The 25,094-nt window shown below is 68.9% G+C and carries 20 protein-coding genes and 1 pseudogene; 11 read left to right on the forward strand and 10 right to left on the reverse strand.

What is annotated here, in order from left to right:
• Positions 1–11 precede the first annotated feature (11 nt).
• From ACG00X_RS14605 to speD, 6 genes are read left to right on the forward strand one after another with little or no spacing between them, the layout of a single operon-like run.
• On the forward strand, positions 12–1,370 hold the full coding sequence (locus ACG00X_RS14605; RefSeq protein WP_394488920.1) for a hypothetical protein: 1,359 nt from the start codon (positions 12–14) through the stop codon (positions 1,368–1,370).
• Positions 1,342–3,765, forward strand: a complete 2,424-nt coding sequence (locus ACG00X_RS14610; protein WP_394488921.1) for a tetratricopeptide repeat protein — start codon at positions 1,342–1,344, stop codon at positions 3,763–3,765. The genes ACG00X_RS14605 and ACG00X_RS14610 overlap by 29 nt, the downstream gene beginning before the upstream one ends.
• Entirely contained in the window at positions 3,762–5,153 is a 1,392-nt protein-coding gene (thrC, locus tag ACG00X_RS14615) for a threonine synthase (protein ID WP_394488922.1), read from the forward strand. The genes ACG00X_RS14610 and thrC overlap by 4 nt, the downstream gene beginning before the upstream one ends.
• Entirely contained in the window at positions 5,146–6,390 is a 1,245-nt protein-coding gene (locus ACG00X_RS14620; RefSeq protein ID WP_394488923.1) for a molybdopterin molybdotransferase MoeA, read from the forward strand. Before thrC ends, ACG00X_RS14620 begins: the two co-directional genes overlap by 8 nt.
• Entirely contained in the window at positions 6,387–6,644 is a 258-nt protein-coding gene (gene moaD, locus ACG00X_RS14625; protein ID WP_394488924.1) for a molybdopterin converting factor subunit 1, read from the forward strand. Before ACG00X_RS14620 ends, moaD begins: the two co-directional genes overlap by 4 nt.
• Positions 6,641–7,006, forward strand: a complete 366-nt coding sequence (gene speD / locus ACG00X_RS14630) for an adenosylmethionine decarboxylase (protein WP_394488925.1) — start codon at positions 6,641–6,643, stop codon at positions 7,004–7,006. Before moaD ends, speD begins: the two co-directional genes overlap by 4 nt.
• On the opposite strand, the gene ACG00X_RS14635 is transcribed toward speD, so the two are convergent.
• Genes ACG00X_RS14635 through ACG00X_RS14665 form a run of 7 tightly spaced genes read right to left on the reverse strand, consistent with a single transcriptional unit; the run spans position 6,996 to position 14,324 of the window.
• On the reverse strand, positions 6,996–8,561 hold the full coding sequence (locus ACG00X_RS14635; protein ID WP_394488926.1) for an FAD-dependent oxidoreductase: 1,566 nt from the start codon (positions 8,559–8,561) through the stop codon (positions 6,996–6,998). The two genes, speD and ACG00X_RS14635, sit on opposite strands and share 11 nt — an antisense overlap.
• Positions 8,543–10,105 (reverse strand): polyamine aminopropyltransferase, encoded by a 1,563-nt coding sequence (locus ACG00X_RS14640; RefSeq protein ID WP_394488927.1) that lies wholly within the window; start codon positions 10,103–10,105, stop codon positions 8,543–8,545. The genes ACG00X_RS14635 and ACG00X_RS14640 overlap by 19 nt, the downstream gene beginning before the upstream one ends.
• Positions 10,102–11,061, reverse strand: coding sequence for a TolB family protein (locus ACG00X_RS14645; RefSeq protein ID WP_394488928.1), 960 nt, complete (start codon positions 11,059–11,061; stop codon positions 10,102–10,104). The genes ACG00X_RS14640 and ACG00X_RS14645 overlap by 4 nt, the downstream gene beginning before the upstream one ends.
• 42 nt (positions 11,062–11,103) lie before the next feature.
• Positions 11,104–11,472 carry a YciI family protein gene (locus ACG00X_RS14650; protein ID WP_394488929.1) on the reverse strand — a complete coding sequence of 123 codons (369 nt, stop codon included), beginning with the start codon at positions 11,470–11,472 and terminating at the stop codon, positions 11,104–11,106.
• Positions 11,465–11,686: a DUF350 domain-containing protein gene (locus ACG00X_RS14655; RefSeq protein WP_394488930.1), complete on the reverse strand. Its 222-nt coding sequence runs from the start codon at positions 11,684–11,686 to the stop codon at positions 11,465–11,467. Before ACG00X_RS14655 ends, ACG00X_RS14650 begins: the two co-directional genes overlap by 8 nt.
• Before the next feature lie 24 nt (positions 11,687–11,710).
• The gene (locus ACG00X_RS14660; RefSeq protein WP_394488931.1) at positions 11,711–13,300 is read right to left on the reverse strand and encodes a DUF4178 domain-containing protein; all 1,590 of its coding nucleotides are present in this window, start codon (positions 13,298–13,300) and stop codon (positions 11,711–11,713) included.
• The gene (locus tag ACG00X_RS14665) at positions 13,293–14,324 is read right to left on the reverse strand and encodes an SPFH domain-containing protein (protein WP_394488932.1); all 1,032 of its coding nucleotides are present in this window, start codon (positions 14,322–14,324) and stop codon (positions 13,293–13,295) included. The genes ACG00X_RS14660 and ACG00X_RS14665 overlap by 8 nt, the downstream gene beginning before the upstream one ends.
• A 114-nt stretch (positions 14,325–14,438) precedes the next feature.
• Between ACG00X_RS14665 and ACG00X_RS14670 the strand changes: the two genes are divergently transcribed.
• The 3 genes from ACG00X_RS14670 to clpB are packed head-to-tail and all read left to right on the forward strand — an operon-like array spanning position 14,439 to position 17,924.
• Entirely contained in the window at positions 14,439–14,912 is a 474-nt protein-coding gene (locus tag ACG00X_RS14670) for a molybdenum cofactor biosynthesis protein MoaE (protein WP_394488933.1), read from the forward strand.
• Positions 14,909–15,274 carry a fluoride efflux transporter CrcB gene (gene crcB / locus ACG00X_RS14675; protein ID WP_394488934.1) on the forward strand — a complete coding sequence of 122 codons (366 nt, stop codon included), beginning with the start codon at positions 14,909–14,911 and terminating at the stop codon, positions 15,272–15,274. Before ACG00X_RS14670 ends, crcB begins: the two co-directional genes overlap by 4 nt.
• A 58-nt stretch (positions 15,275–15,332) precedes the next feature.
• Positions 15,333–17,924, forward strand: coding sequence for an ATP-dependent chaperone ClpB (gene clpB / locus ACG00X_RS14680; protein ID WP_394488935.1), 2,592 nt, complete (start codon positions 15,333–15,335; stop codon positions 17,922–17,924).
• A 3-nt stretch (positions 17,925–17,927) separates the two neighbouring features.
• Here clpB and ACG00X_RS14685 read toward each other — a convergent pair whose 3' ends face one another.
• Both ACG00X_RS14685 and ACG00X_RS14690 read right to left on the reverse strand, forming a co-directional pair.
• The gene (locus tag ACG00X_RS14685) at positions 17,928–18,746 is read right to left on the reverse strand and encodes a hypothetical protein (RefSeq protein WP_394488936.1); all 819 of its coding nucleotides are present in this window, start codon (positions 18,744–18,746) and stop codon (positions 17,928–17,930) included.
• Between the two features lie 124 nt (positions 18,747–18,870).
• Positions 18,871–20,162: pseudogene (locus ACG00X_RS14690) on the reverse strand (GGDEF domain-containing protein).
• 205 nt (positions 20,163–20,367) lie between these two features.
• On the opposite strand from ACG00X_RS14690, the gene ACG00X_RS14695 reads away from it, so the two are divergent.
• Entirely contained in the window at positions 20,368–21,243 is an 876-nt protein-coding gene (locus ACG00X_RS14695) for a sterol desaturase family protein (protein WP_394488937.1), read from the forward strand.
• On the opposite strand, the gene ACG00X_RS14700 is transcribed toward ACG00X_RS14695, so the two are convergent.
• Positions 21,233–23,233: a S9 family peptidase gene (locus ACG00X_RS14700; RefSeq protein WP_394488938.1), complete on the reverse strand. Its 2,001-nt coding sequence runs from the start codon at positions 23,231–23,233 to the stop codon at positions 21,233–21,235. The genes ACG00X_RS14695 and ACG00X_RS14700 overlap by 11 nt on opposite strands.
• Before the next feature lie 187 nt (positions 23,234–23,420).
• On the opposite strand from ACG00X_RS14700, the gene nadB reads away from it, so the two are divergent.
• Complete coding sequence (gene nadB / locus ACG00X_RS14705; RefSeq protein ID WP_394488939.1) at positions 23,421–25,046, forward strand: L-aspartate oxidase; 1,626 nt, start codon at positions 23,421–23,423, stop codon at positions 25,044–25,046.
• Positions 25,047–25,094: the final 48 nt, after the last annotated feature.

The raw sequence follows: 25,094 nt of genomic DNA on the forward strand, positions 1-25,094 counted from the left end.
TGCCGTTCCTGATGCCTGACGCCACCCGTTCGCTGGTCGAATTAGTCGACGACTTCTCCAGCATTCTCGCGAACGACCCTGGGCCTCTCGCGCCAGACCGCCAGGAGTACGTGCACAACCTGCACGGCGCGGGTGTGGAGGATCAGGTGGCCTTGCTTGAGCGTCAGATTCGTCTGACCCGAGGCGGCCAGCTCTACTACTTCAGTGGCATGCGGGGCACGGGCAAGAGCACCGAGCTCAAGCGCCTCGAGTTGATGCTCAACGGCCGCCCGAACACGCGGGCCTATGTCGTTGATGCCCTCGACTACATCAGCGACACGCATGAGCTTGACACCTTGGACCTGCTGCTCGTCGTGGCGGCAGCGTTCGCGCATCGGCTGAGCCAGGATGACGCCCTGGGCGAGCCGCAACTCGACCAGGAAGGTCCGTTGAAGCGCTTCAGTACCTGGCTGCAGAGTGACGTCGAGATCCAAGGCGCCACCGTCGCCGGCATCAAGGTCGACTTCAAGCGCCAGCAGCAGAGCATCATCCAGCGCATCCGTGCCTTCGACCTCGCGCGCCAGGAGCGTGTGATGGCCGAGTGCCAGGCCTTCATCACCGACATGGCGGATGCGGTGCGGCAGAAATGGAAGATCGAAAAGGTCGTGCTGATGGTCGACTCGCTGGAGCGGCTGCGCGGCGTTGGCAGCGGTGCGGCGCAGATGTTCGAGCGCATCGTCAAGGTCTTCTACGGCGATGAGCGCCGTCTGCGTGTCCGCGACGTGCAGATGGTTTTTTCGGTGCCGCCGTACCTGCCTTACCTCACCAATGTGAAGGCCTTCGTGCAGCTGTTCATGCTGGCCTCCGTGCGTGTTTGCCAGCCGCCGGACGTGGCACGGCGCCAGCCGCGGCCTGAGGGGCTGGATGCGCTGGAGACCTTGGTCACGAAGCGCTTTGCCGATTGGCAGCGCGTTCTCAGCCGCGACGCGCTGCACAAGCTGTGCATCCACTCCGGTGGCGATTTGCGCCAACTGCTGCGCCGGCTGCTTGCCAGCACGCTGGAGCACGCCGCTTTTCTGCCGCCTGAGCGGCTGCCGCTGCAGGCAGGCGACGAGGTCATCCAGACCGTGCTGGACGCGCACCGGGTCGATTTCGAGGATCTGGTCGTCCAGGCCGAGTACCCGCTGCTCAAGAGCATTGCGGAGCGCAACGCGCTCGAACTGCCCGAGCGGTCTGACCTGCCCGTGCTGGCCCATTTCTTCGATCTGCGGGCCGTCTTGAACTACCGCAACGGCAAGGATTGGCTCGACATCAATCCCTTGCTGTGGCCCTTGATCGATAGCTGGACACCTCCCGCCCCCCATGCAAGCCCCGCTGCCGGCAGCGCTTGAGGTCGCGCTGGCCCAGGCCTGGCGCCCGTTGGAGCGCCGCCTGCGGCTGAACCAGGGTTTTGCTGTCATGCCGGTCATCGTCCGGGAGCCGATGCTGGTCTCGCCGCTGAAGGCGCGCCTCGAAGCCTGGATGCGGGCGCAGTCCTGGAACTGGGTGGACGTGAGCCTGGCGGACCCCCGCGGCTTTGCCGAGCGGGCCTTGCTGTCGCTGTTTGCGCAGCTGCGCGCCAAGCCGGCACGGCTGGCCTGGTTCGAGGCGCATCGCGGCGCGAACGAGGCCGACTGGGTGGAGCAGCGCCGCGAGCTGTTCAGCCGCCTGAACGAGCGGCGTGGTCGGCTGGAATCGGAACTGGCAGGGGCGCTGCTGCTGTTGCTGCCAGCCGGTGGCGAGCGCGATGCGGGCCGCTATGCGCCCGATTTGTGGCATGTCCGGGGGCCATCGTTGCGTCTCCAGGCGAGTGAGCCCGTTCGTGCCCCGGCGCCGCCCGAGCCGGTGGCCGAAGCGCCGTCGGTCGCCGTGCCCCTCGCGGCTGCCCAGCCCGGGCCGGCGGAGCTGCGGTGGCGGGAGCAATGGGCTGCCGTGTTTGGCGACAGGCCCGTGTCGGCACTGAAGCAGAGGGACCAGCGTATCCGGTCCCTCTCGGTGGCAGACGGCGTCCATGCCGTGGATGAGGCATGTCGCAGCGGCCGGCTGACGCAGGCGCGCGAACTGGGGCAAAACCTGCTGGGCCTGGCCCGGCTGCGGCAGCGGGCCGCAGTGTCATCTGCGGAGGAGCTTGCCTGGGTACTGGGTGCCGTCGGCCAGGTGGCGAGGGCGCAGGGCGACTGGGCGCAGGCCGAGGGCGTCTACCGCGAAAGCCTGGCACTGAGACGGCAGCGTGCGGAGCGTTTGGGCGACACGCCCGAGGCGCTGCGCGACCTGTCCATCTCGCTGGACAACGTGGGGGACGTGGCGAGGGCGCAGGGCGACTGGGCGCAGGCCGAGAGCGTCTACCGCGAAGGCCTGGCGCTGCGGCGGCAATTGGTGGCGCTGCTGGGCGGCACGCCCGAGGCGCTGCGCGACCTGTCCATTTCGTGGAGCAACGTGGGCCGGGGGGCGGAAGCGCAGGGCGACTGGGCGCAGGCCGAGAGCGTTTACCGCGAAAGCCTGGCGTTGAGCCGGCAACTGGTGCAGCGACTGGGTGACACGCCCGAAGCACTGCGCGACCTGTCCGTTTCGTTGAACAACATGGGCCAGGTGGCCACGGCGCAGTGCGACTGGGCGCTGGCCGAGAGCGTCTACCGCGAGGGCTTGGCATTGAGCCGGCAACTGGTGCAGCGGCTGGGCGACACGCCCGAGGCGCTGCGTGACCTGTCGGTCTCGCTGGACAACATGGGCCGGGTGGCGGAAGCGCAGGGCGACTGGGCGCAGGCCGAGAGTGTTTACCGCGAAAGCCTGGCGTTGAGCCGGCAACTGGTAGAGCGGCTGGGCGACACGCCCGAAGCGCTGCGCGACCTGTCCATTTCGTTGAACAACGTGGGCGGGGTGGCGGGAGCGCAGGGCGACTGGGCGCAGGCCGAGAGCGTCTACCGCGAGGGCTTGGCGTTGAGCCGGCAACTGGTGCAGCGGCTGGGCGACACGCCCGAGGTGCTGCGCGACCTGTCCATTTCGTTGAACAGCGTGGGCCGGGTGGCGGAAGCGCAGGGCGACTGGGCGCAGGCCGAGAGCGTCTACCGCGAGGGCTTGGCGTTGAGGCGGCAACTGGTAGAGCGGCTGGGCGGTACGCCCGAGGCTCTGCGTGACGTGTCGGTATCGCTGGACAACGTGGGCCGGGTGGCCATGGCGCAGGGCGACTGGGCGCAGGCCGAGAGCGTCTACCGCGAAGGCCTGGCGCTGCGACGGCAATTGGCGGAGCGGCTGGGCGACAGGCCCGAGGCGCTGCGCGACCTGTCCATTTCGCTGAACCATGTGGGCGACGTGGCGAGGGCGCAAGGCGACTGGGCGCAGGCCGAAAGCGTCTATTGCGAGGGCTTGGCGTTGAGCCGGCAATTGGTGGAGCGGCTGGGCGGCACGCCCGAGGCGCTGCGTGACCTGTCCCTTTCGTTGAACAACATGGGCGACGTGGCCACGGCGCAGGGCGACTGGGCGCAGGCCGAGAGCGCCTACCGCGAAAGCCTGCGCATCAGTCGGCAACTGGCGGAGCTTCTGGGCGGCACGCCGGAATCGCTGAACGATCTGGCCATGGGCCTGGCGAATCTGGACCGGTGCCCTGGCGGCAACCCCGCTGCGCGGGCCGAGGCCTTGCAGATTCGTGAGGCTCTGGTGCAGCGTTGTCCGGATGTGAAGCGCTACCGCGACGCGCTGGCTGCGCTGAAGGCTGACAATCCGGCTTCCGTTCCTGACGCCTCATCATGAAGTACATCTCCACCCGCGGTGACCAGACCGAACGCGGCTTCTCGGACATCCTGCTCGAAGGCCTGGCGCCCGATGGCGGCCTCTACCTGCCCAAGACCTACCCGAAGGTCGACGCCGCCACGCTGACGCGCTGGCGCGGCCTGGCGTATGCCGACCTTGCGTTCGAGATCCTGTCGCTCTACATCGACGACATCCCGGCCGACGATCTGCGGGCGATCACGCGCCGTGTCTACACGGCAGAAGTCTTTGGCACCGACAAGATCACGCCGCTGACCTGGCTGGGCACGGGCATCGCGCTGCAAGGCCTGTCCAACGGCCCCACGCTGGCCTTCAAGGACATGGCCATGCAACTGCTGGGCGCCTTGTTCGAGTACGAACTGGGCCGCCGCGGCGAGACGCTGAACATCCTGGGCGCGACGTCGGGTGACACCGGCAGTGCGGCCGAATACGCGATGCGCGGCAAGAAGGGCGTGAACGTGTTCATGCTGAGCCCGCACGGTCGCATGAGCCCCTTCCAGCAGGCGCAGATGTTCAGCCTGCAGGACGCCAACATCCACAACATCGCCGTGGAAGGCGTGTTCGACGACTGCCAAGACATCGTCAAGGCAGTGTCGGCGGACCTGGCCTTCAAGCGCGAGCACCGCATCGGCACGGTGAACTCCATCAACTGGGCGCGGCTGCTGGCCCAGGTCGTCTACTACTTTGCGGGCTACTTCCAGGCCACGAAGAGCAACACCGAGAAGGTCAGCTTCACGGTGCCGTCGGGCAATTTCGGCAATGTCTGCGCGGGCCATGTGGCGCGCCAGATGGGTCTGCCGATCGACCGGCTGGTGGTGGCCACCAACGAGAACGATGTGCTCGACGAGTTCTTCCGCACCGGCCACTACCGCCCGCGCGGCACGGCCGACACGCACGAGACCTCCAGCCCGTCGATGGACATCTCCAAGGCCAGCAATTTCGAGCGTTTCGTGTTCGACCTGCTGGGCCGCGACGGCGCGCGCGTGAAGCAGCTGTTCGGCGCCGGGCAGTTCACGCTCAGCGCCGGTGAGCATGCCGAGATCGCGCGCTTCGGCTTCGGCTCCGGCCGCAGCACGCATGCCGACCGCATTGCCACCATTCGCCGCTGCCATGCCGAACACGGCATCGTCATCGACCCGCACACGGCCGACGGCCTCAAGGTGGCCCTGGAAGCGCGCGCTGCCGACACGATCATGCTGGTGCTGGAGACGGCGCTGCCTGCCAAGTTCGCCGCCACCATCCACGAGGCGCTGGCCATCGAGCCGCCCCGGCCCGCCGCGCTCGACGGCATCGAGGACCTGCCCAAGCGGGTCACCGTCATGCCGGCCGATGCCGAGCGAATCAAGGCCTACATCCATTCCCATGTCTGACGGCAAGAAGCCCGCGTTGATCGCACTGGACGATGTGCTGGCGTCGCTGCTGGCGCAGATGACGCCGCTGACCGGCACCGACACCGTCGCCACGGTCGAGGCGCGTGGCCGCGTGCTGGCGGCCGACCTGGTCTCCCCGGTGGACGTGCCGCCCGAGGACAACTCGGCGATGGACGGTTACGCGCTGCGCTTTGCCGACCTGGCCGCCCCGCTGCCCGTCACGCAGCGGGTGCCGGCCGGCAGCGTGCCCGTGCCGCTGCCGCCCGGCGAGGCCGCGCGCATCTTCACCGGCGCGCAACTGCCACCGGGCGCCGACACGGTCGTCATGCAGGAGCATGCCGAGCTGGTGGACGGCCGCCTGCGCGTCACGCAGCCCGCCCGGGCGGGCCAGCATGTGCGCCGCCGCGGCGAGGACGTGCGGACCGGCTCGGTCGTGCTGCCCGCCGGCACGCGGCTGGACGCCGTCTCGCTGGGCCTCGCGGCCACGGCCGGTGCAGCGCAGCTGACCGTCGCGCGCCGGCCGCGCGTGGCGCTGTTCTCGACCGGCGACGAACTCGTCATGCCGGGTCAGCCGCTGCCGCCCGGTGCCATCTACAACTCCAACCGCTTCACGCTGCGGGCGCTGCTGGAGGGGCTGGGTTGCGAGGTCGTCGACCTGGGCATCGTGCCGGACCGGCTCGACGCGACCCGCGCAGCGTTGCGCGACGCGGCTTCGCGGGCCGACGTCATCGTCACCTCCGGCGGCGTGTCGGTCGGCGAGGAAGACCATCTCAAGCCCGCCGTGCAGGCCGAGGGCCGGCTGGACCTGTGGTCGGTGGCCATCAAGCCGGGCAAGCCCTTCGCTTACGGCAAGGTGCGCAGGCCCGGCGCCAGCGCCGAACCGGGTGGCGAGGGCGAGGCCCATTTCATCGGGCTGCCCGGCAATCCGGTGTCCAGCCTCGTGACCTTCCTCGTGCTCGTGCGGCCGGTGCTGCTGAAGCTGCAGGGCGCCACACAGCTCGCGCCACGCGGCTACCGCGTCGCGGCCGGCTTCGACTGGCCCAAGCCCGACAAGCGCCGCGAGTTCATGCGTGTGCGGCTGGACGAGGCTGGCGGCCTGGCGCTGTTCGGCAACCAGAGCAGCGGCGTGCTGACCTCGGCCTTCTGGGCCGACGGCCTGCTGGACAACCCGGCCGGCCAGGCGTTCGCCAAGGGCGACTCGGTGCGCTTCATCCCGTTCGCGGAGTTGCTGGCATGACGGTCACCGTGAAACTGCGCTTCTTCGCGTCGCTGCGGGAGAAGCTGGGCGAAGGCGAGGCGCTGGTACTACCCGATGGCAGCACCGTCGGCGCGGCCCGTGAGGCACTGCGCTCGCGCGGCGGCGTCCATGCGGAAGCACTGGCCCCCGGCCGTGCGGTGCGCTCGGCACTCAACCAGAAGATGTGCACCGAGTCAGCCGTGCTGGCGGACGGCGACGAGCTGGCGTTCTTCCCGCCCGTGACCGGCGGATGAAAGGCTTGCATCTCACGGCCGACTTGCGCGGCTGCGACCCGTCGGCGGCTCGGATGTTCGATGCGGCACAGCTGTCCCGCCTATGCCAGCACGCCGTGAGTCTGTCGGGCCTGACAGGCGTGGCCGAGCTCATGCATCGTTTCGGCCCGGCCGACGGGCAAAGCGGCATCACCGGCGTCGTGCTGCTGGCCGAGTCCCACGTGGCCGTGCACACCTGGCCGGAGCTGGGGGCGGTAACGCTGGACGTCTACGTCTGCAACTACGGCGGCGACAACAGCGAGAAGGCCCGCGTGCTGCTCGACGCCTTGATTCAGGTGTTCGAGCCGAGCGAAGTCAGCCGCCAGCAACTGCTCAGAGGCTGATCCGCGCCGCTGCACCCACGCCCGCCGTGTAGGCCTCCTCGAACACCGAATAGCTCGCCAGGTCGGCATGCGCGAAGGCGATGCGGCCGCGCGCCTCGTTCAGCGCCGCCAGCGCCGCCGACCCGCGCACGCCCGGCGTCGGGATGCTCATCGCATGGCCGAGGCGGCACAGGTCGATGCGGGCCAGCTTGGCCGGCAGGTCGGGGTGCGTCTGCGCCAGCTCATCCGTGACGACGCGTGCCCAGTGCTGCCAGGGCTGCTTCAACAGGTCGCCACGCTGTGCGGCGGGCAGCGCGAAATAGGCGGTCAGCAGCGGCGGGCGAGGCGTCGGGTCCAGCGACTGGTGGCGGGCGTCGACATAGCCCAGTGCTGTCGTGCCGTAGCGCACGTTGTCCCAGGCCGGCGGCGCGCCGGGGCGGGTCAGCAGCGGCTCGCGCAGCGCGAGGTTGGCCGTCAGCCAGGGTGCATAACTGAATTGGCCGGCGGCCTGGCGCAGCGCATCCGGCGGTGAGGCCAGCAGCCTGGCGGCGATGAACAGCGGCGTGGCCATGACGACGGCGCGGGCCTGCCAGCGCTCCGGCGCCCCGGCGGCTTCGTTCCAGGCCAGCAGGTCCACGCCGTGTTTGCCCTCCGTTACGCGCAGCACCACGCGGCCGACGTGGAGGCGGTCGCGCAGCGGCTCGGCGAGTCGGGCCGACAACCAGCCGTTGCCCTCGGCCCAGGTGAGCACCGGCTCACGCTCCGCGGTCTCGTCGCCTGGCGCATGAAAGCCGTGGCGGCTGGCGAAGTAGTGCAGGCCGGCCCAGGCCGACACCGTGGCCGCGCCGGCACCGAAGTCGTCGCGGCAGCAGTAGTCGAGGTACCAGCGCAGGCGGATGTCGGTCAGCGCGTTCGCGTCCAGCCAGGCGGCGAAGGTCTGTGCATCGAGCGCGGCGTGGCCGGGTGTCCAGCGCGCGTGGCGCGTCGGCATGGCGAAGCCCAGCTCGCGCTGCGCCTGCGCCACCAGCGCCGAGAAGCGGCGGTACTGCTCGCGGGCAGCTGGTGTTTGCGGCGGCGGCAGCAGGCCGTCGCGCCATTCGCCGTCGATGAACAGGCGCTCCTGCGGGCTGTGGCACAGGTGCCGCTCGTCCCATTCGGTGCGGCCCAGCACCTGGCGTGACAAGCCCAGCTCGGCCAGCAACTGCGCGACTTCGCGCGCCTGCGCGCCGGGCAGCGGCAGGTAGTGGGCGCCGAGCGGGCAGGGCGCGCCGCCCACGGTGTGGCCGCGGCTGTTACCGCCCGCCTGGGCTTCCAGGTCCAGCAGCGCGAGGTCGGTGACGCCGCGCTGGCTCAAGGCGCGCGCGGCGGCCAGCCCCGCAATGCCGGCGCCGACGATGACGACGTCGGCCTTCCTGAGCGGCCCGTCACCCGCGGGCAGTTCGCCGCGCAGCCGGTGGCCGCGTTCGGGGTGGGTGCCGACCCAGCCGCCTTGCAGCGGCGGTGTGTCGGGCGTGCAGCCGGCTGCGGCCAGGCCCGCGAGCAGCAACTCACGCCGCTTCAATGCACCTGACCCCATTCTTCCTCGAAGGTCTGCACCAGCGCCTGGTTGCTCAGCCGGTTCACTTCGGTCGGCACGCGGGCCATGTCGGGCGGGAAGTCCAGCAGCGCCGGCAGGCTGCTCGGGCTGACGAAGCGCAGCCCCGGCGGGAACTGCGTGGGCCGCCGGAACGGCCGGCGCGCCGCCAGCACGAAGCCCCATTCGCCGAAGCTGGGCACATGGGCGTGGTAGGGCGTGGTGGTCAGCCCGGTCGCCTCGATGGTGGTCACGACGGTCCAGAAGCTGCGCCGCGCGATCAGCGGTGACGTGGTCTGCACGACGGCGTAGCCGCCAGCAGCAAGGTGCTGATCCACCAGTTCGTAGAAGCTGGCCGTGTAGAGCTTGCCGAGGGCGAAGTTGGACGGGTCGGGGAAGTCGATGACGATGACGTCGAACACGTCCTGCTGCTGCTCCAGCCAGCCGAAGGCGTCGGCGTTGACGATGCGCAGCTTGGGCGACGACAGCGAATGGCCGTTCAAGGCCGCGAGCTTCGCGTTGTCGCGGAACAGCGTGGTCATCAGCGGGTCCAGCTCGACGAGGGTGACCTGCTCGACGCTCGGGTACTTGAGGATCTCGCGCACCGCCATGCCGTCGCCGCCGCCGAGAACCAGCACGCGCTTCGGCGCGCCGTGCGCCGCCATGGCGGGCTGCACCAGCGCCTCGTGGTAACGGTATTCGTCCTTGGAATGGAACTGCAGGTTGCCGTTCAAGAACAGCCGCGTGCCGGCGCGGCCGTCGGTGACGACGATGCGCTGGTAGGCGCTGCTCTGCTTGAAGACGATGTGCTCGCCGTAGAAGCGGTCTTCGGCCCAGGTGGTCAACTGCTCGGCGCCCAGCAGCGCGGTGAACAGCATGAGCGCGGACAGCGCGCAAGCCGCCGTCAGTGAGACGCGTGCCCGCAGCTCGGCGCGGAACAGCCACAGCGCCCACACCGCCACGGCCACGTTCAGCAGGCCGAACGCCACGCCTGTGCGCACCAGGCCCAGGTGGGGCACCAGCACCAGCGGGAAGGCCAGCGCGACGAGCAGCGCGCCGAGGTAGTCGAAGGTCAGCACCTGCGAGACCAGGTCCTTCAGCCCGTAGCGCGCGCTGAAGTGGCGCTTGAGGATGCGCATGACCAGCGGGATCTCCAGCCCCACCAGCGTGCCGACCAGCAGCACCAGCGCGTAGAGCAACACGCGGAAGGTGGCGGCCTCGCCCGGCGGCAGCAGGCTGTGCACGGCGAACAGCGCCGCCGGCATCAAGCCGCCGACGACGCCCACCAGCAGCTCCACCTGCAGGAACACGCCGACGAGCTGGCGCTCGACGAAGCGCGACAGCCATGAGCCCAGGCCCATCGCGAACAGGTAGACGCCGATGACCGTGGAGAACTGCAGCACGGAGTCGCCCAGCAGATAGCTGGCCAGCGCGCCGGCCGCCAGCTCATAGACCAGGCCGCAGGCTGCGATCAGGAAGACGCTGGTCAGTAGCAGCAGCTCGGCGACCGAGACGCGGGAGGCTGCGGGGCTTTGGGAATCGCTCAAGGCTTGGGTGGCGTCAAGGTGACCGAGAACGCCAACCGCTTGCCGTCGGCGCTGGCGGCGATGTTGCGCACGGCGCCGCCCAGCTCGGGCAGGTCGGCGAACGGCTGGAAGCTGCTGCCGGGCTTGCCGTCCCAGCGCAGGAACAGGTGGCCGCGGGCCATCAGCAGCGAACCGTCGGGCAGCCACGCGAAATACTGGCTGCGGTTGGCGGGCTTGTCGCCCCCGGGCAGCGGCGGTGTCTGGACGAGCACCTGCGGCTGCGCGTCGCCCGGGCCCATGGCCGCGACGACCCAGCGGTCGGCATCGGTCTGGTCGACGAAGGTGGCACGCTTGCCGTCCGGCGTGCGGCCAAAAGAGCGGCCGGGCTTGGCGGTAAGCAGCGTCTGCTGGCCGGTGGTGCGGTCGATCAGCACGGCACGGTGCTGGTTGCGCTCGGGTACGTCGTCGACGATGAACGCGGCCAGCAGCGAGGGTGTGACCCATGCGTGGTAGCCGATGCGCTTGGTCGGCACGACGGGCGCGACGGGCTTGCCGTCCCAGCCGAAGCGCCACAGCGAGGGCTCGTTCATCTCGATGCCGTAGGCGGGGTCTGCGGTGATGACGCGGATGGCCGAGAACCCGCTGCCGTCGGCCAGCGGCGTGGGTGAGTAGAGGTTCTCGGTGGTCGCGGTGACGGCCGTCGTCGCGCCGCTGGCGATGTCGTAGCGGTAGACGTTGTTGGAGCCGGAGCGCCCCGACGCGTAGACCACGGCCGCACCGTCGGGCGTGAAGGCCGGCTGGCTGTTGCTGCCCTTGCCGGGCGTGATGTTGCGCACGTCGCGGATGCCGGCCTTGACGTCCAGCTGGGCGACGAAGACGGCCACGTCGGGCGGCGCGTCGGCGGCGCGGGCGGACCACGCGGGCAGGGCGAGTGCCAGAAGCAGGGCCTGGGCGAGGCCGCGGGCGGTGAATCTCATGGAAGGGGCCTGTGCAGTCGTTCGGCGGAGCGCGAGTGTCCGCTAGAAGCTGACGGCCTGCGGCAACGCCTTGCTCCAGTAGAAGATGTCCCAGCCGGCGCGCAGGCCGCCGGTGGTGAACGGGTCGGTGGCGATCAAGGCCTCGACGGCTGCCTTGTCCGGCGCGCGCAGCACCCACAGGCCGCCCACCGGCGTTGCCTCGGGCGATTCGCGCAGCGAGCCTGCCGCGCGCACCACGTCCTGGTGCGCCGCCACCCATTCGAGATGGGCCTGCAGCAACTGCCGGTGCAACTCAGCGGCGCCGGGTTTGTCGTGGAAGCGGACGGCGAACAAGGTCCAGTCTTCGTGGGCGTTCGTCGTCAGCGCGGAGAAGTCGTGGTTCAGCGGCGCGGCCTGAGTCGACTCACCCATGAATCGCCGCGGCGATGATGTGACCGATGGACAGGCACATCGCGCCCACCACGATGGCCAGCGCGACGTTCTTGTGCTCCACGATCTCTTCCCACAGCTTGTAGGGCGTGATCTTGTCGACGATGACGAAGGAGACCCAGAAGATGACGACGCCGATGATGGCGTACATCATGGAGCCGAGGACGATTTCGGGTTTGAGCCAGTCGAGGGTCATGGTGATTGCTCCAGGTGTGTGGTCCTACTTGTGGCCGCCGCCGCCGCTGCTGTAGCCGCCATAGCTGCCGCCGCTCGAGCTGCCGGAATAGCCGCTGCGCGTGCTGCTGCGGCATTGCTGGTACTCGGCACTGTTCTCGCCGAAGCTGTCCTTGTAGCGCTGGCAGTCGTCCCTGGAGCAGGCGCGCAGCAGGGCGAACAGCAACACGATCAGCAGCAAGCCGATGAGGATGTTGCGCAGCAGCGTGCCGCCGCTGCTCTTGAAGGCGGAGGCGTCGCGCGCGAACTGCGCGGCAGGCGCTTTCAACCCGAAGGCCTTCTGCACGGCCGCCGCCGGCAGCGTCTGGCCGCCGCTCCACGTGACCTCCGGGCCCTGCTTTTCTCGGCTCAGCAGGTGCTGGCCGTCGGGGCTGGCGAAGTCGGTCACCTGCACGCGATCGTCCAGCCGCACGGGCCAGTAGAACTCGCCCAGCACATGCGTCGTCTTGGCGCCGTAGACCCAGCGCTGCCGGTAGCTGCGGCCTTGCCACGTGACGCCGCCACGGCCCTGGCTTGGCGCGCCCGTCAAGGTGCGCACCAGGCTCCAGCCTTCGCGCGTGTCGACGAGGAAGGCGAAGCCGGCCAGGCGGTTGTAGAGCAGGTATTCACGCCAGAAACTCTGCTCGTCGTCTGCGTCCTCGGGGATGTCGCAGCGCTCCTGGTAGCCGACGACCTGCCAGGCCAGCGGCTTCTCGCCCGCCAGCGCCAGCGTGCCGGTGCGGCCCAGCGGGATCAGCGGGTCCAGCCCCGGCGGCTGCGCGATGAAGCCCAGCGCCTTGGCGTCGCCCTCGGGCAGGTCGACGATGGCCTGGCACTGCGCGCAGGCCATGCTCTTGCTTTGCGCCAGCTTGGGCGCCAGCGGCGCGCCGCAACTGGGGCAGGCGATGGACCGGCCCTTGAACTTCGCCTCGGCAACGGATTCGCCCTCGGCCGTCGTGCGCAGGCCCTGCAAGGCCAGGTCGGCGAGCTTCACGCCGCGGCCTACGCTCCATACGGGCGGGCCGTCCTCGCGGAACTCCAGCGAGCCGACCTCGTCGCGATCGTTGCGCAACTCCACCACGCGGCCAGTGCGCGGCACGCGCGGCAGTTCGCCCTCGGCCGCCCGCAGTGCGGCGTCGACGACGGCGGCGACCTGCCAGCGTTGGCCAGCGAGCGTCAGCGGCAGGCCGACCTGCGGCTCACGCGGTGGGGCGTCGGTGAGGGGTGCTTCCAGGCTGAGGACGAACTGCCCGTTGTCCTCGCTGAGCCAGGCGACGCGTGTCTGACCGCTGGCTTCGAACAGCAGATGCCATTCGTTCCAGTTGCCCAGGTCCGAGCCGCGCTGCACCCGGCCGACCACGGCGAAGCCGCTGCCCATCCAGCGGCCGGTGGCGCCCAGCTGCAGCGGGGAGTAGTCCTCGAAGATCTCCGCGCTCTGGCCGATGCGCGCCAGCGTGTCGCCGTCGCGCAGCAGCGTGCTGCGGCAGAAGCCGCAGACGGCCGTCGACGAGGCAGCGCTGGCGAACTCGACCGGCGCGCCGCAGTTGGGGCAGCTCGCGCGCCAGCGGCGCTGCGCGGCTGGCGCGGGGTCAGCCAAGCTTCTTGAGGAGGTCGGCCTTCTTCGCGGCGAATTCCTCGTCGGTCAGGATGCCCTTGGCCTTGAGGTCGCCGAGCTTCTCGAGCAGCGCGACGATGTCGTCGGGCCTGCTGGCCGTCGGGGCGGGGGCGGCGGTGCCCACACCGGCCAGGCCCTGGCCCAGCGTCTGCGCGAGCGTCTGGCCCAGGGCCACGCCGGCGCCCAGGCCCACGGCTTCACCAGCGATGCCGCTGCCACCGTTGCCCACGCCCTTGGCCATCTCGGGCAGTGCCTGGGCCGCCTGGTATTGCATGAACTGGCCCATGTTCTGGCCAATGATGCCCATGCCGATGCGCTGGTCGAGGATCTTCTGCAGCTCCTCGGGCAGCGACACGTTCTGCATCGTGACCGACAGCAGCTCCAGCCCCAGCGCCGAGAAGGCGGGCGCCGTGGCGTTCTTCAGCGCGTTGGCGAATTCGACCTGGTTGGCAGCGAGATCCAGGAAGGGCGTGCCGCTGCCGGCCACCGCGTCGCTGATGTGCTGCAGCATCAGCCCGCGCAGTTGGCCTTCCAGGTCGGCGACGGTATAGCGTTCTCGCGTCCCTGAAATCTGGGTATGAAAAGCCTTGGGGTCCTGGATGCGGAAGGCATAGTTGCCGAACGCGCGCAGCCGCACGGCGCCGAAATCCTTGTCGCGGATGGAGATCGGTTGGCTGGTGCCCCAGCGCTGGTCGATCTGCTGGCGGGTGCTGAAGAAATAGACGTCGCTCTTGAAGGGCGACTCGAACAGCTTGTCCCAGTTCTTGAGGTAGGTCAGCACCGGCAGCGTCTGCGTCGTCAGGCGGTGCGTGCCGGGGCCGAAGACGTCGGCGATCTGGCCTTCGTTGACGAACACGGCGACCTGGGATTCGCGCACGACGAGCTGGCCGCCGTTCTGGATTTCCATGCCGGCCATCGGGAAGCGCCAGGCCAGCGTACCGTCGCCATCCTCGGTCCATTGGATGATGTCGATGAACTGTTTCTTGATGAAATCCATCAGAGCCATGTCGTTTCCCGGATGCGGTAGAGAAAAAGTTAGGCGGGAGTATCCGGCGCACATGGCCTGTTGCTTGTGCCAAACAGGTGAATCTCACCGCCGGTCAGGGTGAGAATCTGTGTCATGTCGCGAGTTTGTATCCAGACCGAAGATTTTGACCTTGGCCACGAAACCTTGGCGCTGCGCGCCGACGATGGCGGCGTCGGCGCCGTCGTTGCCTTTGTCGGCACGGTGCGGGAGCACAGTGCCGGCGAGCAGGTCAGCGCGATGGAGCTGGAGCATTACCCCGGCATGACCGAGGCGGCCATCGAGGCCATGGTGGATGACGCCTTCGCGCGGTTCGACATCCGTGCGGCCCGGGTCATCCACCGCGTCGGCCGGCTGGAGGCGCGCGACCAGATCGTGCTGGTGCTGGTGAGCAGCGCCCACCGCGGACAGGCCTTCCAGGCCTGCGAATTCCTGATGGACTATTTGAAGACCCAGGCGCCGTTCTGGAAGAAGGAACACACCCCCGCCGGCGCCCACTGGGTGGATGCGCGCGTGGCCGACGACGAGGCGCTGGCCCGCTGGGGCATCGTGGCGGGGAACGCAGCGTGAACGCGCTGGCGGTGGCCGCTGGTGCGGCAATCGGGGCGTTGACCCGCTGGCAGGCCGGCTTGCTGTTCAACACGCGCTGGTCGGGGTTTCCGCTCGGCACGCTGCTGGTGAACCTGGTGGGCGGTTTCCTGATCGGCATCGCGCTGGAGTGGTTCGGTCGCCAGCCCAACGAGGTGCTGAAACTGTTGCTGGTGACCGGCTTCCTGGGCGGGTTGACGACGTTCTCGGCGTTTTCGGGCGAGTCGCTGGCGCTGCTGCGCCATGGCGAGCTGGGGTTGGCCGCCTTGCACACGCTGGCGCATGTCATGGGATCGCTGTTCGCCGCCTGGCTGGGCATGCGACTCGTGCAGGCCTTGATCTAGGACAACTTGAAAAGCGCCAGGGGGCGCCCACTTGGCATCGCAACTGGAGGAATGATCCATGCGTGCCGACAAGTTCACCACCCGTTTTCAGGAAGCCCTGAGTGATGCCCAGAGCCTGGCGCTGGGCCGAGACAACCCCTACATCGAGCCCGTCCACGTGCTGTCGGCGATGCTGGCGCAGGACGATGGCCCGCGCGCGCTGCTGGAACGAGCCGGCGTGAAGGCGCCGGCGCTGAAGACGGCGCTGGAGGGCTTGATGGCCGGCCTGCCGCAGGTCAGCGGGGCCGGGCAGACGGTGCAGGCGGGCCGTGACCTCGTCGCGCTGCTGCAGGCGGCCGAGAAGGAGGCCACCAAGCGTGGCGACCAGTTCATTGCCAGCGAGATGTTCCTGCTGGCGCTGGCCGACGCCAAGACGGACCTGGCGGGCGTCGTGCGCGGCCACGGCCTGACGCGCAAGGCGCTGGAGGCGGCCATCGAGGCGGTGCGGGGCGGCCAGTCCGTGGACAACGCCGAGGCCGAAGGCCAGCGCGAGGCGCTCAAGAAGTACACGCTGGACCTGACCGAGCGCGCCCGCCTGGGCAAGCTGGACCCGGTCATCGGCCGCGACGAGGAGATCCGCCGCGCCATCCAGGTGCTGCAGCGCCGCAGCAAGAACAACCCCGTCTTGATCGGTGAGCCGGGCGTGGGCAAGACGGCCATCGTCGAAGGCCTGGCGCAGCGCATCGTCAACGGCGAGGTGCCCGATTCCCTGAAGAACAAGCGCGTGCTGGTGCTGGACATGGCGCTGCTGCTGGCCGGCGCCAAGTACCGCGGCGATTTCGAGGAGCGTCTGAAGGGCGTGCTGAAGGAGGTGGCGCAGGACGAAGGCCAGACCATCCTGTTCATCGACGAGATCCACACCATGGTGGGCGCCGGCAAGGCCGAAGGTGCCATCGACGCCGGCAACATGCTGAAGCCCGCGTTGGCGCGTGGCGAGCTGCACTGCATCGGCGCGACGACGCTGGATGAATACCGCAAATACGTCGAGAAGGACGCGGCGCTGGAGCGCCGTTTCCAGAAGGTGCTGGTCGACGAGCCCAGCGTGGAGGCCACCATCGCCATCCTGCGCGGGCTGCAGGAGAAGTACGAGGTGCACCATGGTGTGGAGATCACCGACCCGGCCATCGTTGCCGCGGCCGAGCTGAGCCACCGCTACATCACCGACCGCTTCCTGCCCGACAAGGCCATCGACTTGATCGACGAGGCAGCGGCCAAGATCAAGATCGAGATCGACTCCAAGCCCGAGGCGATGGACCGGCTCGACCGCCGCATGATCCAGCTCAAGATCGAGCGCGAGGCCGTGCGCAAGGAGAAGGACGAGGGTTCGCTGAAGCGCTTCGCCCTGATCGAAGAAGAGCTGGGGAAACTGCAGCGCGAGTACGAGGACCTCGAAGAGATCTGGACCGCCGAGAAGGCGCAGGCCCAGGGTTCGGCCCACGTCAAGGAAGAGATCGACCGCATCCGTGTGCAGATTGAGGAACTCAAGCGCAAGGGTGACTTCAACAAGCTCGCCGAGCTGCAGTACGACCGCCTGCCCAAGCTGGAAAAGCAGCTGAAGGAAGCGCAGGACAAGGAGGCCAGCAAGGCCGGCGGCAGCAAGCCGCAGCTGCTGCGCACGCTGGTCGGCGCCGAGGAGATCGCCGAGGTCGTGGCGCGGGCCACGGGCATTCCGGTGTCCAAGCTCATGCAGGGCGAGCGCGAGAAGCTGCTGCAGATGGAAGCCAAGCTGCATGACCGCGTGGTGGGCCAGGACGAGGCCATCCAGGCCGTGTCCGACGCCATCCGCCGCTCACGTGCCGGCCTGTCCGACCCCAACCGGCCGCTGGGCAGCTTCCTGTTCCTCGGCCCCACGGGTGTCGGCAAGACCGAGCTGTGCAAGGCGCTCGCCGGCTTCCTGTTCGACAGCGAAGACCACATGGTGCGTATCGACATGAGCGAGTTCATGGAGAAGCACTCGGTGAGCCGCCTGATCGGCGCGCCTCCGGGCTATGTCGGCTACGAGGAGGGCGGCACGCTGACCGAAGCCGTGCGCCGCAAGCCTTACTCCGTGCTGCTGCTCGACGAGGTGGAGAAGGCTCACCCGGACGTGTTCAACGTGCTGCTGCAGGTGCTGGACGACGGCCGGCTCACCGACGGCCAGGGCCGCACGGTGGACTTCAAGAACACCGTCATCGTGATGACCAGCAACCTTGGCTCGCAGCACATCATGGCGCTGGCGGGTCAGGGCGAGGACGTCATCCGCGATGCGGTGTGGGGCGAGGTCAAGAGCCATTTCCGGCCCGAGTTCCTGAACCGCATCGACGAGACGGTCATCTTCCATGCGCTGGGCGCCGAGCACATCAAGTCCATCGCCAAGATCCAGCTGCGTCAGCTCGAGGCGCGCCTGGACAAGCTGGAGATGAAGCTGGATGTCTCCGACGCGGCGCTGGACGAGCTGGCCAAGGTCGGTTTCGACCCGGTGTTCGGCGCGCGGCCGCTCAAGCGCGCCATCCAGCAGCGGGTGGAGAACCCGCTGTCCAAGCTGATCCTGGAAGGGAAGTTCGGTCCCAAGGACCTGATCCCGGTGGACGTGGACGGCGGCGAGTTCTCGTTCGGCCGCGTCGTCCACTGACGGTTACGGCTGCGCTCCGTAGGTGACGGTGTTGGACTGCAGCGCGAAGACGCCGGCGTAGGTGCGCAGCCAGACGGTGGTTCCGGATTGCTCGATGAGCGATCCGGCCATTTCCAGGTCGAAGCGTGGGCTCACGAAGGCGGATCTGAAGATGACCTTCTGCTCACCGGCGCTGGATTCGGGCTTGTCGCGGTTGTAGAAGGTCAGCAGCTTGCGGTAACCCGCGCGAAGGTCGTCGCGCAGAGCGGCCGTCTGGGTGTCGCTCAAGGCAGCCAGGCTGTCCAGCGAGTAGCTGCCGGGCAGCTGCAGCACGTATTTCGTCGACCAGGGCTTGCCGTTGGCGCCGGTGGCTTCGATGAACAGCGCCGCGCCGGTGTTCAGCGTTGTTTCGTTGACCTTGATGACCAGCAGATAAGGCGTCAACCGCACGGTGGCCGTCGTGCCGTCGGGTTGCAGCGCCAAGCGCTGCGTTGCGGCGGCCTCCTGGAACAGCGTCACGGGGTCGACCTTGACCTTGCCGGTCAGCTTGGCGGCGTCGGCCTTGGTCGCCGACTCGATCATCGACACGTTGGCCGCCACGCCGAGCGGCCCCAGCAGGCCCAGGGCTGCACCGGCGCCGCCGAAGTTCTGCGAGTAGACGATGGATTTCTCGTTGTTCAGATGCTGCGCGGTATGGTCGGCGCGCTTGATGGTCTCGGCGATTGCGACGCCATGGGTGTCGGCGGGCGAGCGGACCCGGGCCGTGGGCAGAGCGGGCGCGGCCGCGCAGCCGGCAAGCGTGGCGGCCGTGAGGGCGAGCAGGAACAGGCGCATCGGGCGCATGGGAAACCTTCGTGAAGTGGGAAATTACCTGGTAGGGCACGCAGCCGAGGTGCGCGCACGGCCCGAAGTATGGCGCCATCACGTAACAAGTCCGTGAGGCGGCAATGCCCCGGGTTGGCGCGGCTCATGCGGTCTTCGGCGAGTCTCCGATCAGCGTCTGGTCGGTCTCGACGCGGTTGCGGCCGGAGTGCTTGGCTCGGTAGAGCGCTTCGTCCGCCCGCTTGAGCGCGCCGGCCACCGGCGCCCCGGGTGGCGCCAGCGCGACGCCGAAACTGGCCGTGACGCTCAAGCGGCCGCTGCTGCTGCGGATCTCGGCCTGCTGAACCCGCTCGCGTAACTTCTCGGCCAGCCGGCCGGCGTCGTCCAGGCGGATGCCCCGGCAGGCGATGAGGAATTCCTCACCCCCCAGCGCCCGAAGACGTCGCTGGTGCGCAGGTTGGCGGCGACGACGGCGGTCACGCGCTTGAGCACCTCGTCGCCGCAATCGTGGCCGTGGCGGTCGTTGATGAGCTTGAAGTGGTCGATGTCCAGCAACACCAGCGTTGCGCCCTGGGCGGCTTCTTCGAAGTCGTCCAGCGCCTGCTCCAGCCCGCGGCGGTTCAGCACGCCGGTGAGTTCGTCGATGGTGGCCAGCCGGCGCAACCGGTCTTGCTCGATGCGCAGTTGCCGCGTACGCGTCGTCAGCGCGTCGATCTCCTGCCGCTGTCGGTTGTGGCGCCGGTTGAGCTGCTTCCAGCGGCGCAGCGCCAGCAGCGAGGCGACCAGCAGCCAGCCGCACAGAATGCCCAGATAGATCCGTTCGTGGTGGACCCAGACGCCCTTGAGCGTCAGCCGGCGCAATTGCAGATCGTGCTCCTGGCCGGTCAGCTCGGAGGGCAGGTCGATGGCCACGGCCGTCGCGTTCTCGAGCCCCGGGCGGTTGTATTCGCGCGGCAGATCGAACTGCTGCACCCACCATTCCGGCACCGTCAGCTCTGCGAGCTGCAGCGCCAACGGCTGGGCCAGGTCGCGGGGGCGCAGGTTGATGGAGTGGATGCGTGCGCTGTTGGCGTCGTCCACGCGGGAGAAGCGCGGGTCGAAGTTGCGGATCCCGACGCGCACGTGCGGCGCGGGGCCCTGGTAGCGAATGTCCAGCTCCAGGGTGTCGAAGCCGCTGAGGTCAAGCCCCCGGGCCGGGTCGTCGCCGCCCAGCACGAAGGTCAGGCCGCAAGGCTGATACGGCGCCGGCGCCGTGTAATGACAGTGCCAGTGCAGGTCGTCGGCGTCGCGCCATTGCACGGGCGTCCCGGCGGCGGCCGGACCGGGCGTCAACAGGTAGAGATTGGAGGCGGTGCCGGGCGCCGTCAGCTCCAGCGTGCGCGGCGGCACCAGCTCGACAGCCAGCAGCGCCACGACCGTCAGCACGATGCCGGCCATCAGCAGATTGGGTTTGCTCAGGTCGTATCGCACTCAGCCAGGGAACGATGAAGGGGGGGCAGGGCCACTGTAGGGCCGGCAGGGCGCCAAGTCTCGCTCAACGGCCGCTTCCCGTGTCAAAGGTCACTGTCTGCGGCGGCGCCGATAGCGTGGCCTGCGGGTTTTGCCGTCAGTGCGGTGCACCGGTTTGGGGTCAAGATGTGGCATGGACGGGCTGCTCGACCTCTATCACCGCCACGCCGACTGGCGAGACCTGACGCTCGTGCTCCTGTCGCCGCTGTTCGGCGTGTTCATCGCGCTGGAGGCCTGGCGGTTTCGCCGCACCGGCGTGTTTGACTGGCGCGACACGCTCGACAGCCTGAACAGCGGCGGCAGCTACCTGGTGGTCGACCTGCTGCTGCTGGGCGTGCTGGTGCTGCCGGCGATGGGCTGGGTCTACGAGCACCGTCTCTGGACCATCGACATCACCCCCTGGCGATTCGCCGGGCTGTTCCTGCTGGTGGAGCTGCTCTATTACGGCTTTCACCGCGCCAGCCATCGCGTTCGCTGGTTCTGGTGCGCGCATGTCGTGCATCACGGCTCCGAGAAGATGAACTTCGGCACGGCACTGCGGCAGAGCTGGTTCTATCCCGTAGCCGGCAACTGGTTGTTCTACCTGCCGGCGGTGTGGCTGGGCTTCCAGCCACGGTGGGTGCTGTTCGCGCTGTCGTTGAACCTGGCCTACCAGTTCTTCGTGCACACGACCTGGGTGAGCCGCCTGCCGCGCTGGTTCGAGTTCGTGTTCAACACGCCGTCGCACCACCGGGCTCACCACGGCCGCAACCCGCAGTACATCGATCGCAATTTCGGCGGCACGCTGATCCTGTTCGACCGGCTGTTCGGCAGCTTCGAGCCCGAACGCGCGGCGGTGGATTACGGGCTGGAGCATCCCGTGCGCACGCACAACCTGTTCTGGCTCAACGCGCACGAGTGGCGCGCGATGTTCCACGACATGCGTTGCGAGAAGACCTGGGGCCTGCGCCTGGCGCACCTGTGGAAGCCGCCGGAATGGCGGCGGCATGGCAACGGTTTCAGGGCTTGAGGTGTTTGGCCAGGAAGGCCGCCATCCGGTCCGCGAAGTCGACGCGGTTGCTGGTGATGCTGAAGCCATGGCCTTCGCCGGGATAGCTCACCCATTCGGGTTCGTTGCCCGCCTCGCGTAACGCGTCGCGCATGCGCTTGCCGTGGGCCAGCGGCACGCGCAGGTCGTTCTCGCCGAAGGCCAGTAGCACCGGCCGCTTCAGGCGCGCCGCCTGCTTGAGCGGCGAGTTCGCGACGATCATGTCGGCGTCCTTCACGGCGTCGCCCACCATGTCGGGCAGCCGGTACTGGCGGCCCGCTTCGGGGATGTCGTCGCGTACCCACCAGGAGCCGCTGACGTAGAGGTCCAGGTCGGTCACGGCCACCCAGGCAACGCCGCATTGGTAGAGGTCGGGGTCCTTGATGAGCCCCATCAGCGTGCTGTAGCCCCCGTAGCTGCCACCGGCGATACAGGCCTTGTCGCTGGCGATGCCCTGTTGTTGCGCCCAGCGCAGCGCATCGGCCACATCGTCCTGCATGGCCTGGCCCCACTGCTTGAACCCGGCCCGGTAGTGCTCATGGCCGTAGCCGGTGCTGCCGCGGAACTCGGGCTCGATGACGACGAAGCCGCGCGACGCCAGGAACTGGCCATAGGCCCGCCAGCCCCACACGTTGCCACGCACCCAGGGGCCGCCGTGCACCAGCACCACGGCTGGCAGCGGGCCCTGCGCATCGGGCTTGCGCGTCACCCATACCGGCAGGTCACGGCCGTCGCGGGCCTGCGTGCGGTGGAAATCCATCTGCGCCATCTCCGCCGGCTTCACGTCGTTGCGCACGCGGCCCACAGCACGCCAGGGCTTCTCGCCGTCGGGCGGCTGCGCCTGGTAGACCCACCACTGGCCCGGGTCGCGGTCGCTGTAGCTGCGCACCAGCGCAGTCATGTCGGGCTGGCCGCAACGGCGGCAGTCGATGCGGTTGATGCGGCCCGGCATGCGCGCATCGACCTCGGCCTGCAAGGCTTTCAGTGCGGGATGGAACCACACCGTGGTCTCGCCATCGGTGGTCAACCGCACACCCAGCGCAGCGCCGCCGCCCTCGTTGAGCATCTGCCCCCAGAAGTCGAAACCTGGCGCCGTGACGACGGGTTGAGGCGCCGGCGCGCCGCGCTCGACGTCGTAGCGGCTCAGCACCAACTGTTGGTCCTTGCTCGGGGTGTGCAGCACGTAGAGCTGGCCAGCGTCGTCTACCGAATGAGGGCTGAAAGGCGTCTGGAACAACGGTGTGTCGTAGAGCTGGCGCCAAGCCTGCTCACCGGGGCCTCGCCAGTAGGCGCCTTTGCGGCCCTGATGTTCAGTGACGGCCACGCGCAGTTCGCCGCGGCTGTCCGTCAGCCAGTCGATGGTGTGGGGCGGCGCCTGGGACTCCAGGCTGCGCGTGCGGCCCGTGCGGGTGTTCAGCCACAGCGGTGTCGCGATGTGGTCGGCGTCGTTGCTCACATGAGCGATGAGCACCTCGTCCCCGGTCTTGCCGGGCTGAGGCGCTGGCACGCGCAGCAGACGGTGGTTCCAGTCCAGCAGGCGCTCGTTGCGGTTGGAACCGTCGGTGATGACGGGCTTGCCCATGCGCCGCACCAACTGGCGCATGTCGCTGCCGTCGGGGTTCACGGCGAACAAGCCCGGTTGGCCGTTGGGGCGGCCGCTGCCGTTGGATTCGTCCACGACGCCGAAGATCAGTCGGTTGTCGTTGACCCATTGCACCTGGGCGATGTCGCCGTCCGAGAACTGTGCCGCGCGGACGACCTTGCCGCTGCTCAGGTCGAAAACGGCCAACCCCACGCGCCCGAGGCCCTTGGCCGACGTGAGGGCCAGCAGCCGCCCGGAGGGCGACAGCCGCACATCGGCGATGTCGGGGTCCTTGAAGAACACCTCGGTGGGCGGTGGCGCCGCGTGGGCGCAGGTCAGCGTCAGCCAGAGGCCGGCGATGGCGCCGGCCCAGTGCTTGATGGTCTTCAAGGTCTCCTCCAGGGCCTCTTCGGTGGCGGCGGCGAAGCATAAGCCCCTGTTTCAGCGGGCCCGCGTCCGTCGTGGGTGCAAATTCCCGGTGCCGCGCCCCGCCGGCCCGACGCGCTGCAAGCGAGTCTCCCCGCGATACGAAAGCCTGGCCCTCGGGTGTGCGCCGGCTGCGTGAGAATGTGACGCCATGATTTCAGCCTCCCCCGACGACGCCCCGGTCGTCATCATTGGCGCCGGCCTGGCCGGCCTCACCGTGGCCTTGCACGTGGCCGACAGCGTGCCCGTCGTCGTGCTGGCCAAGCGAGAACTTGGCGAAGCCGCCACCGCCTGGGCCCAGGGTGGCATCGTCGGCGTGCTGGGCAGCGACGACAGCATCGACAGCCATGTGCGCGACACGCAGGAAGCCGGCGCGGGCCTCGTGGACGAGGCCACGGCGCGTTTCATCGCCGAGCGCAGCGCGGCGGCCGTGGGCTGGCTGGTGGCGCAGGGCGTGCCCTTCACGACGGACGACACCGGCCCCATGGGGCTGCACCTCACGCGGGAAGGCGGCCATGCGGTGCGCCGCATCGCGCATGCGGCCGACGCCACCGGCAAGGCCATCCACGAGCAGCTGCTCGACGTGGCGCGCCGCCACCCCAACATCCAGCTCTGCGAGCGCTGGATGGCGCTGGACCTGATCACGTCGCGCCACGCGCAGCGCGACGAACCGACGCGGGTGTACGGCGTCTATGCGCTCGACATCGACCAGCAGCGCGTCGAGACGCTGGCCGCGCGTGCCGTCGTGCTGGCCACGGGCGGCGCGGGCAAGGTGTATCGCTACACCACCAACCCCGACACCTCCACCGGTGACGGCATCGCGATGGCCTGGCGGGCCGGCTGCCGCGTGGCGAACATGGAGTTCATCCAGTTCCACCCGACCTGCCTGTACGTGCCCAACGCGCATCCGCAGGACCGGGGCTTCCTCATCACCGAGGCGCTGCGCGGCGAGGGCGCGCACCTGAAGCTGCCCGAGCAACTGGGCGGCACGCGCTTCATGGCGGCGCACGACGAGCGCATGGAGCTGGCGCCGCGTGACATCGTCGCCCGCGCCATCGACTTCGAGATGAAGAAGCATGGCCTGGACCATGTGTGGCTGGACGCCACGCACCTGGGCGAAGCCTTCCTCATCGAGCATTTCCCGACGATCCATGCGCGCTGCCTGAAGCTGGGCATCGACATCGCCCGGCAGCCCATTCCCGTCGTGCCGGCGGTGCATTTCACCTGTGGTGGTGCGGTGACGGATCTGGCCGGTCGCTGCGACCTGCCGGGGCTCTATGCGGTTGGCGAGACGGGCTACACCGGCCTGCACGGCGCCAACCGGCTGGCCAGCAATTCGCTGCTGGAATGCGTGGTGCTGGGCCAGACCTGCGCGGCAGACATCCTCGGCCAGGCGCCGCGGGAAGCAGCGCCGCTGCCGGCCTGGGATGAAAGCCAGGTCGAGAACGCCGACGAGCAGGTCGTCATCGCCCACAACTGGGACGAACTGCGCCTGCTGATGTGGAACTATGTCGGCATCGTGCGCACCACCAAGCGGCTGGAGCGCGCGCTGCACCGCATCGAGCTGTTGCGGGGCGAGATCGACGACTACTACGCCAACTTCCGCGTCACGCGCGACCTGCTGGAGCTGCGCAACCTGGTCGACTGCGCGGAGCTCATCGTCCGCTCCGCGCTGATGCGCCATGAGAGCCGTGGCCTGCACTACAGCCGTGACTACCCGCAGACGCTGCCGGTCAGCTTCCCGACGGTGTTGATCAGCGAGCGGCGCAGGCGCTGAGTCGGCACGCGGCCAGCCGCTCTATCAGCGGCTGCCGCGCCGGCCTTT

The sequence above is a fragment of the Pelomonas nitida genome (genome assembly GCF_043555975.1).
GTDB lineage: Bacteria > Pseudomonadota > Gammaproteobacteria > Burkholderiales > Burkholderiaceae_C > Pelomonas > Pelomonas nitida.

What these genes read in the sequence shown, in the direction of transcription:
- speD (WP_394488925.1), top strand. Translation starts at nt 6,641, where the DNA reads ATGAAAGGCTTGCATCTCACGGCCGACTTGCGCGGCTGCGACCCGTCG.
- thrC (WP_394488922.1), top strand. Translation starts at nt 3,762, where the DNA reads ATGAAGTACATCTCCACCCGCGGTGACCAGACCGAACGCGGCTTCTCG.
- moaD (WP_394488924.1), top strand. Translation starts at nt 6,387, where the DNA reads ATGACGGTCACCGTGAAACTGCGCTTCTTCGCGTCGCTGCGGGAGAAG.
- ACG00X_RS14610 (WP_394488921.1), top strand. Translation starts at nt 1,342, where the DNA reads ATGCAAGCCCCGCTGCCGGCAGCGCTTGAGGTCGCGCTGGCCCAGGCC.
- ACG00X_RS14645 (WP_394488928.1), bottom strand. Translation starts at nt 11,061, where the DNA reads ATGAGATTCACCGCCCGCGGCCTCGCCCAGGCCCTGCTTCTGGCACTC.
- ACG00X_RS14685 (WP_394488936.1), bottom strand. Translation starts at nt 18,746, where the DNA reads ATGCGCCCGATGCGCCTGTTCCTGCTCGCCCTCACGGCCGCCACGCTT.
- ACG00X_RS14635 (WP_394488926.1), bottom strand. Translation starts at nt 8,561, where the DNA reads ATGGGGTCAGGTGCATTGAAGCGGCGTGAGTTGCTGCTCGCGGGCCTG.
- ACG00X_RS14670 (WP_394488933.1), top strand. Translation starts at nt 14,439, where the DNA reads ATGTCGCGAGTTTGTATCCAGACCGAAGATTTTGACCTTGGCCACGAA.
- clpB (WP_394488935.1), top strand. Translation starts at nt 15,333, where the DNA reads ATGCGTGCCGACAAGTTCACCACCCGTTTTCAGGAAGCCCTGAGTGAT.
- ACG00X_RS14620 (WP_394488923.1), top strand. Translation starts at nt 5,146, where the DNA reads ATGTCTGACGGCAAGAAGCCCGCGTTGATCGCACTGGACGATGTGCTG.
- ACG00X_RS14650 (WP_394488929.1), bottom strand. Translation starts at nt 11,472, where the DNA reads ATGGGTGAGTCGACTCAGGCCGCGCCGCTGAACCACGACTTCTCCGCG.
- nadB (WP_394488939.1), top strand. Translation starts at nt 23,421, where the DNA reads ATGATTTCAGCCTCCCCCGACGACGCCCCGGTCGTCATCATTGGCGCC.
- ACG00X_RS14665 (WP_394488932.1), bottom strand. Translation starts at nt 14,324, where the DNA reads ATGGCTCTGATGGATTTCATCAAGAAACAGTTCATCGACATCATCCAA.
- ACG00X_RS14605 (WP_394488920.1), top strand. Translation starts at nt 12, where the DNA reads ATGCCTGACGCCACCCGTTCGCTGGTCGAATTAGTCGACGACTTCTCC.
- ACG00X_RS14655 (WP_394488930.1), bottom strand. Translation starts at nt 11,686, where the DNA reads ATGACCCTCGACTGGCTCAAACCCGAAATCGTCCTCGGCTCCATGATG.
- ACG00X_RS14695 (WP_394488937.1), top strand. Translation starts at nt 20,368, where the DNA reads ATGGACGGGCTGCTCGACCTCTATCACCGCCACGCCGACTGGCGAGAC.